Genomic DNA, 14,361 nt, shown 5'->3' on the forward strand with positions numbered 1-14,361 from the left:
CTGCAACCTGCAAGCGAAACAACTGCAACGATGCAGAACTGGTGGCGCTGGATTGACGAACCGTCACGCGGCACACTTGGGCCCGTCAGGTGAGAGGACTTGCGCATGGCTGATGAACCGAAGCCCACTGTCCGTGCCCGCCGTCTTGGCGCGGAGCTTCGCCGACTTCGCGAAGCTGCGGGCAAGGGAACGGATGATGCGGCGCAGGCACTTGCTTGCTCCCGCGCCAAGATCAGCCGCATAGAGACCGGGGCGTCGGGCGTTCGTCGGCTGGATCTTGGGATCCTGCTGGACCTGTACGGGTCGGCAGGCAAGGAACGCGATGCTCTTGAGGTACTGGCCCGTGACAGCAAGAAGCGCGGCTGGTGGCACGACTACGGCGACACGATTCCGCCGGCATACGCCGACTTCCTCGGGCTCGAGGGAGATGCCCGGTACATCCGTACCTGGCAATCCATGGTGGTGCCGGGCTTGTTGCAGACCGAGCACTATGCACGCGCGGTATTGGAGGCCAATCCGGCTGCCGTCCGCCCGGAGCGCATCGACCAGCTGGTCGAGATCCGGATGGAGCGGAAGGAAGTCCTCTCCAAAGCCGACCCGGCCAGATTCTGGGCGATCATCTGGGAACCAGCGCTCAGGTGCCCCGTCGGAGGCAGGAAAGTCCAACGAGCGCAGCTGGAGCACCTGGCCATAGCTGCTCAAATGCCCAATGTGACCTTGCAGGTGGTGCCGCTGGAGGTCGGTGCGACGGCTGGCGCGTGCGGAGCCTTCGTGATGTTCGGGTTCACAGACTCCCCGAACCCCGGAGCGGTCTTCTTGGAGACACTGACGAGCAGCCATTACATGGAGAACCAAGCAGAGCTGGACGGCTACGGGCTGGTCTTCGAGTACCTCCGGTCATCGGCCCTGAACCCGGCGGAATCGCTGGATATGATCTCGGCAATTGCAGCGGAGACGTGAGCACAAGACCAGACAGGGGTGTGAGCGCGATGGCCGTACCGGAGATCGCTGTTCGGGACTGGTTCAAGAGCAGCTTCAGCGCTCAGGCGAACGACTGCGTGGAGACCCGTCGGCTGGTCCTGGGTGGAATGGCCGTCCGGGACTCGAAGGACTCAAGCGGGCTGGCTCTGGCGTTCACTGCGGATGCCTGGACTGCGTTCGTTCGGGGCGTGAAGGCTGGAGAGCTATCGGATGGGTAGACACGTCTCGATCGCTTGAATGCGGCTGGGCTTGTGCCACTGGTCCGTGGAGGCGAGACGTGATCGCAGTGGATCTCGGAGGCATCGTGTGGCGGAAGTCGTCGTACTCGGGTGCGCAGAGCAACTGCGTGGAGGTAGCGGGCTTCGTGCGTGCCGAAGTCAGTTGGCACAAGTCTTCGTTCTCGGGTGCGCAGAGCGAGTGCGTTGAGGTGGCTGTTGGCCTGCCTGGTGCCGTTCCTGTCCGGGACTCGAAGGAACCGGACGGGCCAGCTCTGTTGTTCGCGGCCGATGCCTGGTCGTCCTTCCTCGCCGGGATCAAGGGCGGGGAGTTTCCGTCCCTCTGAACCGACAGAGGTGCCCCGCACGGCTGTGGCCGTGCGGGGCACCTCTGTCGTTCGTTCTGTTCTTCCTAGAAGTCGTCGTCGAAGGCGACGGTGCCCTCGACGGCGACCTGGTACGCCGACACGCGGCGCTCGAAGAAGTTGGTCAGCTCCTGGACGTTCTGGAGCTCCATGAAGCCGAACGGGTTCGTGGAGCCGTACCGGATCGGCAGGCCGAGGCGCGCGAGGCGCTGATCCGCCACGGCCTCCAGGTACTCGCGCATCGAGGCGGTGTTCATGCCGGCCAGGCCGTCGCCGCACAGGTCCTGGGCGAACTGGAGCTCGGCCTCGACGGCCTCTTCCAGCATCTCCGTGACCTGCTTGGCCATCTCGTCGTCGAAGAGGTCGGGCTCCTCCTCGCGGACGGTGTCGACCACCGACATCGCGAAGTCCATGTGCATGGACTCGTCGCGGAACACCCAGTTCGTACCGGTCGCCAGGCCGTGCAGCAGGCCACGGCTCCGGAACCAGTACACGTAGGCGAACGCGCCGTAGAAGAACAGCCCCTCGACGCATGCCGCGAAGCAGATCAGGTTGAGCAGGAACGCCCGCCTGTCCTCCTTCGTCTGCAGCGAGTCGATGTGGTCGACCGCGTTCATGTACTTGAAGCAGAACTGCGCCTTCTGGCGGATGGAGGGGATGTTCTCCACCGCCGCGAAGGCCGCGTTGCGGTCCTCCGGGTCGGGCAGGTAGGTGTCGAGCAGCGTCAGGTAGAACTGGACGTGCACGGCCTCTTCGAACAGCTGCCGCGAGAGGTACAGCCGCGCCTCGGGCGAGTTGATGTGCTTGTAGAGGCTCAGCACCACGTTGTTGGAGACGATCGAGTCGCCCGTCGCGAAGAACGCGACCAGCCGGCCGATCAGGTGGCGCTCGCCCTCGCTGAGCTTCGCCAGGTCGGCGACGTCGGAGTGCAGGTCCACCTCCTCGACGGTCCAGGTGTTCTTGATCGCGTCCCGGTACCGGTCGTAGAACGACGGGTAGCGCATCGGGCGCAGGGTCAGCTCGAAGCCGGGGTCGAGCAGCATCTTGCGGTCTTCGGACTGGGACATTACTGGCAGGCCTCGCAGGACTCGGGGTTCTCCAGGGAGCAGGCGAGGGCGGCTTCCTGCTCCGGGGTGAGGGTCGGGGTGTTCACGGGCACGGGCGCCGGCGCGGCGGCGCGGGCGGCACCGGACGCGGCCTGGGCGATGCGGGTGGCCGGGCGCGAGCGCAGGTAGTAGGTGGTCTTCAGACCGACCTTCCACGCGTAGGCGTACATCGAGCTGAGCTTGCCGATGGTCGGCGCCGCCATGAACAGGTTCAGGGACTGGCTCTGGTCCAGGTACGGCATCCGCGCCGCGGCCAGGTCGATCAGCGCGCGCTGCGGCAGCTCCCAGGCCGTCCGGTACAGCGAACGCACCTCGGCGGGAAGCCAGTTCAGCTCCTGGACGGAGCCGTTGGCGTCGCGCAGGGCGTCGCGGGTCTGCTGGTCCCAGACGCCGAGCTCCTTGAGCTCGCGCACCAGGTACGGGTTGACCTGGAGGAACTCGCCGGACAGCGTCTCGCGCTTGAACAGGTTGGACACCTGCGGCTCGATGCACTCGTACACGCCGGCGATGGACGCGATGGTCGCGGTCGGCGCGATGGCCAGCAGCAGCGAGTTGCGCAGGCCGGTCTCGGCGATCCGGGCGCGCAGCGCCGTCCAGCGGTCGGCCCACTGCGGGGCGGCCGTCGGGAAGTGGTCGATGTGCAGTTCGCCGCGGGCGGCGCGGGTCTCGCCGTACGCCTCGTGGCGGCCGAGCTGCTCGGCCAGGTCGGCGGAGCGCTCGTACGCGGTGAGCATGATGCGCTCGGCGATGAGGGTGGAGAGGACCTTCGCCTCGGCGGAGTCGAAGTCGATCCGCAGCTGGAAGAAGACGTCCTGGAGGCCCATCACGCCGAGGCCGACCGGCCGCCAGCGGGAGTTGGACGTCCCGGCCTCGGTGGTCGGGTAGAAGTTGATGTCCACCACGCGGTCGAGGAACGTCACGGCCGTACGGACGGTGGCGTCGAGGCGCTCCCAGTCCATGGCGCCGATCAGGTCGGCGGCCGAGGCGCCCGGGGCGACGTGGGCGCCCAGGTTGACCGAGCCCAGGTTGCAGACGGCGGTCTCGGAGTCGTCCGTGACCTCCAGGATCTCGGTGCACAGGTTGGAGGAGTGCACCGTGCGGCCGGGCAGCGCGGTCTGGTTGGCGGCGCGGTTGGAGGCGTCCTTGAAGGTCATCCAGCCGTTGCCGGTCTGCGCGAGGGTGCGCATCATGCGGGCGTACAGGGTCTGCGCCGGGATGGTGCGCACGGCCTTGCCGGCCAGCTCGGCCTTGCGGTACGCCTCGTCGAACTCCTCGCCCCACAGGTCGACCAGCTCGGGCACGTCGGCCGGGGAGAACAGCGACCAGTCCTGGTTGGCGTTGACCCGGCGCATGAACTCGTCCGGGATCCAGTGCGCCAGGTTGAGGTTGTGGGTGCGGCGGGCCTCTTCGCCGGTGTTGTCGCGGAGCTCCAGGAACTCCTCGATGTCGGCGTGCCAGGTCTCCAGGTAGACGCAGGCCGCGCCCTTGCGGCGGCCGCCCTGGTTGACGGCGGCGACCGAGGAGTCGAGGGTGCGCAGGAACGGCACGATGCCGTTGGACTTGCCGTTGGTGCCGCGGATCAGGCTGCCGCGCGAGCGGATGCGCGAGTACGACAGGCCGATGCCGCCGGCGTGCTTGGACAGGCGGGCGATCTGCGCGTAGCGGTTGTAGATCGAGTCCAGGTTGTCCAGCGGCGAGTCGAGCAGGTAGCAGCTCGACATCTGCGGGTGGCGGGTGCCGGAGTTGAAGAGCGTCGGCGAGGAGGTCAGGTACTCCAGGCGGCTCATCAGGCCGTACAGCTCGGCCACCTCGCGCACGGACTGCTCGCTGTCGCCGACCGCCAGGCCACAGGCGACGCGGAGCAGGAAGTGCTGCGGGGTCTCGATCACCTTGCGGGTGATCGGGTGGCGCAGCAGGTAGCGGGACTGCACCGTGCGCAGGCCGAAGTACTCGAAGCGGTCGTCGCCCTTGGTGTCGACGAGCGCGTCCAGGGCGGCCGCGTGCTTGGTGACGAAGGCGGCGGTGGTGTCGCCGATCAGGCCCTCGGCGTGGCCGACGGCGATCGAGGCGGAGAAGGACACCGAGCCCTGGCTGTTCGCCTCGTCGACGATCTCCAGGGCGAGCAGGCGGGCGGCGAGCTTCGAGTACTGGGGGTCCTCGGCGATCATCGACGCGGCGGCGTCCACGGCCAGGCCGCGCAGCTCGGCGAAGTCCGAGCCGGCGTGGCGGCCGCGCAGCGCGGCGGCGGCGACATGGCCGGGGTCGACCTCGGTGAGGTCGGTGCTGCGGTCGGTGAGCAGCCGCAACAGGGCGCCGCCGGGGTCGGAGACCGTCGGGTCGGTGAAGGCGGTGCCGGTGCCCTGGGTGGGCAGGGTGGCTGAGGCGGCGATGGTCAAGGCGCTCTCTCCTGGCGGCGATCGGGCGGCGGTGATCGGGGGTACCGGGCCGATCGGGGCAGGGGAGCACGCACGCGGGCGCAAGCGGCGTCCGCGCGACGGTGGCATCCCCGGCCCGCCCGCGAGGCCCGGAAGGAAACTGCTCGTGCTGCCGGCCTCTGCGGGAGGGCCCGTGGCACGCCGTCGGCAGGTATTCGGACTCGCGGGGAGGGCTCGTGGAGCCGCCCGCTCACCGCTGCGGGGCAGTCCCGGATTCGCACCGGGTTCCCCTGCATCGACAGCAGGGACGAGCATACATCTAGTGCCGTGAGTCCGATGCAGCCCCACATGTTGTGTCGCGAAGTACAGTTGTTCGACTGTGTGTGCGATAAACTGCTCAGGCTGGAGGGTGCCATTCCTGGCCTGTGCGGGCCTCGCACGGGCGCATCCGGACCTGGGCGGTCCCGCTCGCGGCGGCGCCCGGATTCTCGACGCAGCGCCCGGTGCCCTGGTTCGCGAGCTGCCCCGTCGGGGTCACCCGCCAGCGCTGGTCGGGACGCGAGGTGCAGTCCGTGAGGACGGGGAAACCGAGGCCCGGATCCTCGACGCAGCGCCCGCTCTGCCCCACCGAGCCGTCGTCCCCCATCGTCCACGCCTGCGCGGGCGAGCCGTCGCAGGTGCCGGCGCCGATCGCGGCCGGATCGCCCGCCACCCGGCTGTCCAGGCAGAGACCGGGCAGGGCCGAGGTGATCGCGCCGCTGGGCTGCCCGGCGGCGGCCTGGAACGAGAACGAGTCGCTGCTGAGCCCGGCGCCCCCGTCCCAGATCTCGAAACCGGCCTGGACGGCGCACAGGTACGAGCCCGCCGGGACGTAGCCGCGCTGGACGGCGTCGCGGGTGAAGGCCCGCAGGTCCAGGTCGGTGACGGAGGTCGCGCTGGTGGCCATCTCGTAGGTGATCAGGGTGTGGCTGCTCTTCTTCGGCGCCTCGTACACCCGGTAGGAGGCGCCGCCGACCTGGAGCTCGCCGGCCTGCCGGCCGAACGGGGTCTTGCCGTTCCCGCGCAGCCAGATCATCAGCTCGGCGCTCTCGGTGAAGGAGCAGCTGGTCCGGCTGTTGCTGTACCAGACGTCGTACGAGGCGTTGTAGACGCCGCTGTCGATCTGCGTGGTCCGCCAGCTGCTGGTGGCGTAGCGCAACTTGTCGACCGCGATGGGCAGCGGGCCGGTGCCGGGCTGGAGCTGGGTGCTGATGTGCGGGTACGCGCCGGGGCCGCGGTCCGGGTCGGTCAGGCTGGCGGGGCCGATGCCGCTGCGGGTCACCCGGAAGCCGCTTCCGCCGTCGGTGCCGCTGATGCAGAGGCCCCCGGTGGCGTTCCACTCGTTCGGGTTGATCAGGTAGCGGCCGGAGTCGACGGCCTGGGCGGGGTAGCGGTTCTCCGCGGTGGAGCAGATCTCGCCGGCGGTGGCGGCCGGCAGCGGGGCGACCGCGGGGGCGGCCTGGTCGGGCTGCCTGCGGTCCCGGGGGAGCAGCACGGCGCACAGGATCAGCGCGATCACGATGGTCGGCGCGAGCCACCACCACGAGCGCCGGGTCGCGCGCCCGGTTCCGGGTACGGCGGGGGTGGTGGTCATGGGGTTCTCGCCTCCCTGCTGCGGTGTTGTCGGCCGGTACGAGGGCCGGCTCGGCGGCGCGCTCACCCGGCGGGGGTGGAGCTCGACCGGGGCCGGGTCGCGGGGGAGGTCGGCTTCTTGGCGGGGGGCTTCGTGCTGGAGCCGGCCGTCGGGCTCGGAGTGGTCGGGGGATCGGGCGTCGGGGCGGGCGCGGGGGCCGGCGGCGCGGCGGTCAGGGCCGGCAGGGAGCGGATGGTCCAGGGCGTGTTGTAGCGGGGCGCGGAGACCCCGGCCGCGAACGCCTCGGACGCGGCGCCGGACGCGGCGACCCGCCAGTCGACCTCCTTGCGCGACTCGTACCAGATCACGCCGATGATGTCGGGGTGCTGGGGGAGCTGCGCGAACATCTCGGTGATCCACTGCGCCTTCAGCCCCGAGGTGTCGGTGGCCCCGGTCTCGGTGATCACCACGGGCTTCTTCGTGAACGCCCGGATCTGCTCGATGGTCGGCTGGAAGATCTGGTCGAACGACTTGTACTTCTCGACGCCGGTGGTGCCGTAGTAGCCGGACAGGCCGACCCAGTCGACGTAGTCCTCGCCCGGGTAGAGGGTGTTCAGGCTGGTGGCGTTCTCGTAGTCGACGTTGGGGCTCCACACCCAGGTGACCCGGGTGGCGCCGACCTGCTTGAAGATGTCGTGGACGTGCTGCCACGCCTGGACGTACTGGCCCTTCCGGTTGCCGTTCGCCTGCTCGGTCCAGGGGTACCAGTAGCCGTTCATCTCGTGGGCGAAGCGCAGGGCGATGGGGTAGCCGAGGCCCTTGACGCCCTCGGCCCAGGTCCTGATGTAGTCGTCGAACCTGCCGTCGATGATGTTCGAGAGGGCGTACTCCGGCTGCTCGCCGCGGAGCTTGTCCTCCTTCGCCTCCTTGCGGTAGTCCCAGGGCTCCCAGGCGACCATCGGCATGATGCCGCGCTCGGCGACGGTGTCGAACACCCGGCGGTCGAACTTCCGGTCCCACCAGCCGACCGAGAACTCCAGCACGCTCGGCTGGTGCTTGACGGCGGCGGTGAACTCGTCGAGCGGGCCGAGGTCGTACGGGCCGGGCTTGGTCATGATGCCGGTGAAGGCGCCGCCGGCCGGCGGGAACTGCGGCGGCGGGGGCGGCGGGGCGGCGGTCGCGCCCGGCGTGGTGGGGGTGGCGGACGGGGACGGCGACGCGGCCAGGGCGCTGGTCAGCCAGCCCGGCATCGCCGTGGGGGCCGCACCGGCGAAGCTGTACGGGTCCTGGTCGTGGTTGCGGGAGAGCCGGGGCGCGAGCACGAAGGTGTACCCGACCATCAGCACCAGGGCGAGCAGGGCGGCGATCCGGGGGACGGTGATCCGCAGCATCAGCGGGCCCCCCGCTCGGGCCGGCCGCCGACCCGGGCGGGCTCCGGTCCTTCCTCGAAGCCGTCCTCCTCCACGGCCGTCGGGGCGGTCTCCCCGGCGTGCGGCGGTTCGGTCCGTTGGACGGGCAGGGACGCGGTCACGAGTTCCTCGGCGGTGTCGGCGGCCCTGGCGGCGACGGCCCGCTGGGCCCGCGCCTCGCGGCGGGCGCCGACGAAGGAGATCGCCAGCGGCGCGAGGCCGGTGAACAGGCTGACCCCGGCCCAGAAGCGCAGGATCCAGATGTCGTGGTGCAGCGTGAAGCTCGCGCCGAGCAGTCCGCCCGCGACCGCCGCCCACAGCAGGTGCAGCCGGAACGTCGACAGCGACTCGGCGCTGCGCAGGTCGCCCTTGGCGGTGACGGCGTAGGCGAGCGGGCGGCGCAGCAGCGCCGCGATCGCGGCGGCCACGTAGACCGGGCCGGCGAACAGGGCGAGGCCCATGCCGGCCATGCCGATCTCGCGCCGCTCGTGCGCGGCCAGGTTGAACCGGCGCAGCCACAGCCACAGCACGAGCCAGCTGCCCATGCTGGCGCCCCACAGGGCCATCCAGTGGGTGCTGTTGAGGTGGATGGAGGTGATGCCGAGGGCCAGGTAGACGGAGGTGGCGAGACTGCCGAGGACGGTGGTGAGCGCCACGCTCGGGTAGTAGAACTGGACCAGGCCGTAGAGCACGCGCTGGCGGAGCCGCAGCTTGATGCCCGAGCGCAGCCGGCTCTTGAGCAGGATCTCCCAGATGCCGTAGGCCCAGCGCTTCTGCTGGTTGAAGTAGTCGGTCCAGGAGGTCGGGCCCTCGCCGACGGCGAGGACGTCGGGGGTGTAGACGCCCTTCCAGCGCTGGCCGGTCCCCGGATTGACGGAGGCCTGGACCCGCATGCTGGTGAGGTGGTCCTCGATGATCGAGTCCTGGTAGCCGCCGATCTGCTGCCAGGCGCTGGGCCGGTACAGGTGGTTGGTGCCGATCAGCAGCGGGGCGTCCATGCCGTTGCCGCCGCGCTCGACCAGACCGGAGAACAGGTACTGCTGCACGGAGGCGCCGTGGGCGACCCAGTTGTCGTACATGTTGCCGTACACCTGGGGGGCGACCACGAAGGCGACGTCGGGGTCGCGGAAGTAGCCGAGGGTGCGCTCCAGGAAGCAGGGCAGCGGGACGTGGTCCGGGTCCATCTGGGCCACCACGTCGTAGCCGTGCTCGTGCTCGGCGCGCCAGGAGTTGTGGTTGCCGGACTTGGTCTTGGCGCGGAACTCGCCCTCGGCCTGGTTGTACTCCGGGCGCCCCTTGCGGCTGAAGTGGTTGACGCCGAGTCGGGCGGCCATCTTCTTGACGCGGTCGTCGTCGCCCTCGTCGAGGATCCAGACGTCGACCTGACCGTCGTACTCGATCCGCAGCATCGCCGCGAGGGTGCGCTCGACGATCTCGATCGGCTCCTTGGAGGGCACGATCGTGGTGAGCACCGCGACCCGCAGACCGGGCGGCGGGGTGACCGGCACCGGGTCCTTGGCACGGAACGCGAAGACCCAGACCGCGAGGTTCTGAACCAAGCGGATGACTTCCACCGTGATAACTGCACAGAAGCAGATTCTGGCGAGGTTGATCCGCCAGTCCGGGGACCAGCCCACTCCGGAGCCGGGAATGTGTTCGGGAAGGAGCAGCCAGCCGACGAAGGCGAGGCCGGCGAGCGCGTTGACGGTCACCAGGAGGGTCGTGACGAACGTGACGCCGCGCGAGGAGACCGAGCGGTAGCGAACGGCGGCGCCGTCCTCACCGGGGGTCAGCGGGCCGACGGTCTCGGCGCATGCGACGTAGGCCCGTTGGGCCGCGCTGTTGCGCACGTCCCGGCGGACGATGCGCCGTTCGTGCCGGGACCGGGGCAGGACGCGTCCGTGGCGTCCGCGCACCCGGCTGCTCCGCTTCGCCGCCCGTTCGTCGGTGGAATCCACCAGTCAACCCCCGTACAGCCGCTCCGTCGTACCGAAGCGCTGGTTCCCTGCTCTGTCACCGCCCACCGGCGCCGGACACCCGGCCGCCGTTCGGCGGCAACGGCGTGTCGGCGCCCCTCAGGGGCCTCGCTGATAGTCGTTCAATCGGTCAGCATACGGGCCGTGGTCGAGCGATCTCAGCCCGGGGCCGGGGCCGGGGCCGGGCGCGTCAGCGCCCGCGGGCTCCGCGGGAGGGCGGGCCCGCGGGTGGGGCGAGCGTCAGGGTGTGATCTTGACGGAGTTCGCGATCTGGTCCATCAGTGCCAGCGGGGGAGCCTCCGCCGCCTGGTCGAGGCAGATCTGGAGCACGGGGACGGTGGTGGCCCCGGCCGCCGGGGTGACCTGGAGGACGCCGCAGTAGCTGTCCGGCGTGGAGGAGGCGCTGGACATCGGGACGTGCCACAGCGCGAGGTAGCCGTCCATGCCCTGGATCTTGACGGCCGACTGCTTGACCGGCTCCGGCGGCGCCGGCGCGTCGGCGCCGTAGCGGGTGTTGTAGAGCAGCTGGCCCATGCCGAGCACCAGCGACTTCGGATCGGACCAACCGCCGTTGAACACCCGGAGGTTCTGGACGACCAGGCCGCGGGTGCAGGCTCCGCTGCCGTGGCCCACGCAGGCGTACGGGCTGACCGCGTAGCGGACCTCGTTCGGCGCCTTGGCGTCGACCTGGACCTGCCAGTCCTGCGGCAGCATGAAGTTCATCTTCGAGTCCTGGCCGACGATCTGCCGGCCGCCGGGCAGCTGCTGGCCGCCGGTCAGGGCGGTGCCCATGAAGCCGTTCGGGCTCTTGGGGTCGGCGGCGACCGTCGGGGACGCGGTCGGATCGGCCTTCGCCGAGCCGGGCTTGGCGGTCTTGTGACCGACCACGTAGCCGGCTCCCGCCATGGCCACCGACAGCACCACGGCGCCGACGGCCAGGAGCACCCGGCGCTTGGTGCGGTCCGGCTCGACGGTCTCGAACACCACCGAGGTGGGAATCGGCCTGGGACCCGGAACGGCGGGCGCGGCCTGCGCCGCCGGTGCGACGGGCTGGGTCGGCACGGAAGGCGGCGTCGGCGCGGCCGGCACCGGGGCGGCGGCCGTCGGCGCGGCGGCGCTCTGGGCGGTATGGCCGGGGAACGGGTTCGCGGGCGTGCCACCGCCCGGCTTGGCCTGAACCTTGTCGGTCCAGGTCGAACCGTCCCACCAGCGCAGCGTGTTGGCCTGCCCGGAAGGGTCCTCGTACCAGCCGCTGGGCACACTCCCCGTCGTCATGCGGCGGATACTAGCAGCGAGCCGATCGGATGGTCATTTCAAGTCACCAAGTGCGTGCGGCAGTCGATGCCGGGTCAGAACGCCATCGTGTAGACCATCAGGTCCATCCCCGGGTACGGGGCCCAGTCGCGCTCGGGGGTGCGGCGGAAGCCGACCCGCTCGTAGAGGCGGTGGGCGGTGGTCATCTCCGGGCGGGTGGAGAAGGCCATGCCGGCCAGGCCGAGGTCGCGGCTGCGGGCGACGGAGGCGCGGACCAGGGCCTCGCCGACGCCCCGGCCCCGGGCGGCGCCGGCGGTGGCCAGCATCCGTATCTCGCCCTCCCGGGGGGAGGCGATGTCCGCCCACTCGGTGCCGCCGACGGCGAAGGTCACGCAGCCGAGGACCCCGGCTCCGGCCGCGTCGACGGCGACCAGGAGTTCGGCCTCCAGGGCCCGTCGCCCGGCGTCGCGCAGCAGCTCGACGTAGGTGCTCGTGGGGTTGGTGAAGCCGTCGCCGACGAAGGCCTCGACGGTGATCCGGCCGGCGTCGGTGAGGTCCTCGGGGAGGGCCTGGCGGATGAGGAAGTCCATCGGGCCAGTGTGCCGGAGGCCGGTGCGGGGCGGTCCTCCGGGGTCGAACCGATCGGGTCGGCGGACGGTTCGGTGAACGGTTCGGCGGGCGCGGCGGCGGACCGGGCGACGGACGGGCCGGCGGTGCCGTACAGCCGCTCGGGCCGGGCCTGGTCGGCCGGGTAGCCGCCCGGGCGGTGGTAGTTGTCGCGGCCGGCCGCCGGGCCGCTGGAGGTCTCGCGGCCGATCAGGAGGCCGAGCAGGCCGAAACCGCCGACGGCCGCGGTCATGGCGAGTGCGCCGATGAGGGTGTCGCTGTCCATGGGCACCACTGTGGCCGGGCGGCACCGCGGCCACGAGTGGCAGGAACGACCGATCACCTCGAAATCCTGCCATCCGGTTCCTTCCGCCGGGGCGGGCACCGGGGGCATCCTGGTGGGCATGCTGAAGAACGTGGTCGCGGTGGTGCTGGAGGAGGTCCACCCCTTCGAACTGGGCGTGGCCTGCGAGGTGTTCGGCCTGGACCGCACCGCCGACGGGCTGCCGGGCTACGACTTCGCGATCGCCGGGGCCCGTCCGGGGCCGCACGCCACCCACTCCGGCTTCGCGGTGGACGTGCCGTACGGCCCGGAGCGCCTCGCCGGGGCGGACCTCGCCGTGGTCACCGCGGCGAGCATCCGCCGCGACTACCCGGAGCCGCTGCTGGCGGCGCTGCGCGGGGTGGTCGAGGGCGGCGGCCGGGTGCTGTCCATCTGCAGCGGCGCCTTCGTGCTGGGCGCCGCCGGGCTGCTGGACGGCCGTCGCGCCGCCACGCACTGGCGGCACAGCGCGGCGCTGGCCGAGCGCTTCCCGCTGACCGCGGTCGAGCCGGACGTGCTGTACGTCGACGACGACCCGGTGATCACCTCCGCCGGGACGGCGGCCGGCATCGACGCCTGCCTGCACCTGGTGCGCAAGGTGCAGGGTGCCGAGGTGGCCCGGGAGATCGCCCGCCGGATGGTGGTGGCCCCGCACCGGGAGGGCGGGCAGGCCCAGTTCGTGAACCGCCCGCTGCCCGAGGCCGCCGACGCCTCGCTGGCCCCGCTGCTGGACTGGATGCGCCACCACCTGGCCGAGGAGGCCACCGTCGAGCAGCTGGCCGCCCGGGCGCACATGTCGCCGCGCACCTTCGCCCGCCGCTTCCAGCAGGAGACCGGCACCACCCCGCACCGCTGGCTGGTCGGCCAGCGGGTGCTGCTCGCCCAGCGGCTGCTGGAGTCCACCACCGAGCCGGTGGACGCGATCGCCGCCCGCTGCGGCTTCGGCAACGCGGCCGCCCTGCGGCACCACTTCGGCCGCCGGCTGGGCACCACGCCGCTGGCCTACCGGCGCTGCTTCGCCGAGCCGGAGCCCCGGGCGGGCTGAGGGGACTCCCGGGCGGGCCGAGGGGACTCCCGGGCGGGCCGAGGGGGTGTCAGTCCCCGCCGGGCACCAGGTGCCCGACCCCGTTCCAGCCGTCCGGCCGCAGCCGCCCGTCCTGGGCCCGCCACAGGCTGGTGGAGCAGTTGTGCACCGGTCCGAGCGCGGTGAGCTGCTCCTCGGTGAGCCGGTCCAGCGCGTAGCGGAGCATCAGCACCGTGCAGTCGTGCGCGACCACCAGGACGGGCCGCCCGGCCTCCTCCTCGCAGAGGTCCCGCAGCAGGCTGCGCACCCGCAGCGCGACGTCGGCCCAGGACTCGCCGCCCGGCGGGCGGTAGTACAGCTCGCCCATCTTGCGCCGCCGGGCCGCCTCCTCCGGGTGCTTGGCCTCGATCGCGGCCTTCGGCAGCATCTCCAGGATGCCGAGCTCCCGGTCGCGCAGCCGTTCGTCGTACCGGACGGCCAGGGTGACCGGGACGGCGCCGAGCCCGGCGGCCTGGGCGAGCGCGATCCGGGCGGTCTCGGCGGTGCGCACGTACGGGGAGCACCAGACGCTGCGCGGGCGGTCCGCGCTGGGCAGGGCGGCCCACCAGTGGCCGAGCGCCTGGGCCTGCTGCCGGCCGTGCAGCGACAGCGGGATGTCGGCGTCGCGGCAGCTGATCGGGACGCTGAGCGCTCCGGCGGCCTCGGCCAGCTGGAACTCGACGTTGGCGGTGGACTCCCCGTGCCGGGTGGCGATCAGCAGGGACGGCAGCCGGCCGGCGGCGGCCGGGCGGTGGGTGCTGCCGTGCTGTTCGTGGCCGCCGGGGTGCTGCCCCTGCCCGCCGGGGTGCTGGCCGTGGGCGGCACCGCGCTGACCCTGGGTGGCGCCGTGCTGGCCCTGGGTGGTGGCGTGGTGGTGCTGGCTCTGGGTGGACTGGTGCTGGCCGTTGAGGGTGGTGCCGAGTTCTGCCATGGCCGCGAGCTCCCCGTGGTCGATCAGGTTCCGGCCGGATGCCGGTCCGGTCTGGTGGTGCCCGGCGTGCACGCCTGTTCATACATATGATCGCGCCGCCTTCTCCAGTGTTCACGGAGAAGGCGGCGCGATCACAGGGCGCGTAC

The 14,361-nt window shown here is 71.4% G+C and carries 12 protein-coding genes and 1 riboswitch; of the genes, 4 read left to right on the forward strand and 8 right to left on the reverse strand.

Annotated elements, in window-relative coordinates; all coding sequences use genetic code 11:
* The first annotated feature begins 105 nt into the window (after positions 1 to 105).
* Genes ACGFSC_RS28670 through ACGFSC_RS28680 form a run of 3 tightly spaced genes read left to right on the forward strand, consistent with a single transcriptional unit; the run spans position 106 to position 1,543 of the window.
* Positions 106 to 960 (forward strand): helix-turn-helix transcriptional regulator, encoded by an 855-nt coding sequence (locus ACGFSC_RS28670; RefSeq protein ID WP_359908485.1) that lies wholly within the window; start codon positions 106 to 108, stop codon positions 958 to 960.
* A gap of 29 nt (positions 961 to 989) precedes the next feature.
* Positions 990 to 1,199: a DUF397 domain-containing protein gene (locus tag ACGFSC_RS28675; RefSeq protein WP_359908488.1), complete on the forward strand. Its 210-nt coding sequence runs from the start codon at positions 990 to 992 to the stop codon at positions 1,197 to 1,199.
* A 59-nt stretch (positions 1,200 to 1,258) separates the two neighbouring features.
* Positions 1,259 to 1,543 carry a DUF397 domain-containing protein gene (locus ACGFSC_RS28680; protein ID WP_359908491.1) on the forward strand — a complete coding sequence of 95 codons (285 nt, stop codon included), beginning with the start codon at positions 1,259 to 1,261 and terminating at the stop codon, positions 1,541 to 1,543.
* 65 nt (positions 1,544 to 1,608) lie between these two features.
* Here ACGFSC_RS28680 and ACGFSC_RS28685 read toward each other — a convergent pair whose 3' ends face one another.
* From ACGFSC_RS28685 to ACGFSC_RS28715, 7 genes are all read right to left on the reverse strand, one after another.
* Positions 1,609 to 2,628, reverse strand: coding sequence for a ribonucleotide-diphosphate reductase subunit beta (locus ACGFSC_RS28685; RefSeq protein WP_359904573.1), 1,020 nt, complete (start codon positions 2,626 to 2,628; stop codon positions 1,609 to 1,611).
* Positions 2,628 to 5,063 (reverse strand): ribonucleoside-diphosphate reductase subunit alpha, encoded by a 2,436-nt coding sequence (locus ACGFSC_RS28690; protein WP_392864113.1) that lies wholly within the window; start codon positions 5,061 to 5,063, stop codon positions 2,628 to 2,630. Before ACGFSC_RS28690 ends, ACGFSC_RS28685 begins: the two co-directional genes overlap by 1 nt.
* Before the next feature lie 167 nt (positions 5,064 to 5,230).
* Positions 5,231 to 5,374: riboswitch (cobalamin riboswitch) on the reverse strand.
* Positions 5,375 to 5,439: 65 nt separating this feature from the next.
* The gene (locus ACGFSC_RS28695) at positions 5,440 to 6,675 is read right to left on the reverse strand and encodes a ricin-type beta-trefoil lectin domain protein (RefSeq protein ID WP_359904570.1); all 1,236 of its coding nucleotides are present in this window, start codon (positions 6,673 to 6,675) and stop codon (positions 5,440 to 5,442) included.
* A 62-nt stretch (positions 6,676 to 6,737) separates the two neighbouring features.
* Positions 6,738 to 8,045 carry a glycosyl hydrolase gene (locus ACGFSC_RS28700; RefSeq protein ID WP_359904567.1) on the reverse strand — a complete coding sequence of 436 codons (1,308 nt, stop codon included), beginning with the start codon at positions 8,043 to 8,045 and terminating at the stop codon, positions 6,738 to 6,740.
* A complete protein-coding gene (locus ACGFSC_RS28705) occupies positions 8,045 to 10,021 on the reverse strand; it encodes a glycosyltransferase family 2 protein (protein WP_359904564.1) in 1,977 nt (658 codons plus the stop codon). Before ACGFSC_RS28705 ends, ACGFSC_RS28700 begins: the two co-directional genes overlap by 1 nt.
* Positions 10,022 to 10,279: 258 nt before the next feature.
* Positions 10,280 to 11,314: a DUF2510 domain-containing protein gene (locus tag ACGFSC_RS28710; protein ID WP_359904561.1), complete on the reverse strand. Its 1,035-nt coding sequence runs from the start codon at positions 11,312 to 11,314 to the stop codon at positions 10,280 to 10,282.
* Between the two features lie 74 nt (positions 11,315 to 11,388).
* A complete protein-coding gene (locus ACGFSC_RS28715; RefSeq protein WP_359904558.1) occupies positions 11,389 to 11,883 on the reverse strand; it encodes an N-acetyltransferase in 495 nt (164 codons plus the stop codon).
* Between the two features lie 420 nt (positions 11,884 to 12,303).
* Here ACGFSC_RS28715 and ACGFSC_RS28720 point away from each other — a divergent pair, with 420 nt between their 5' ends.
* The gene (locus ACGFSC_RS28720; protein WP_359904578.1) at positions 12,304 to 13,266 is read left to right on the forward strand and encodes a helix-turn-helix domain-containing protein; all 963 of its coding nucleotides are present in this window, start codon (positions 12,304 to 12,306) and stop codon (positions 13,264 to 13,266) included.
* Positions 13,267 to 13,315: 49 nt separating this feature from the next.
* Here ACGFSC_RS28720 and ACGFSC_RS28725 read toward each other — a convergent pair whose 3' ends face one another.
* Positions 13,316 to 14,215, reverse strand: coding sequence for a histidine phosphatase family protein (locus ACGFSC_RS28725; RefSeq protein WP_359904556.1), 900 nt, complete (start codon positions 14,213 to 14,215; stop codon positions 13,316 to 13,318).
* Between the last annotated feature and the right edge of the window lie 146 nt (positions 14,216 to 14,361).

The organism is Kitasatospora sp. NPDC048715 (assembly GCF_043198905.1).
GTDB classification, from domain to species: domain Bacteria; phylum Actinomycetota; class Actinomycetes; order Streptomycetales; family Streptomycetaceae; genus Kitasatospora; species Kitasatospora lactacystinica.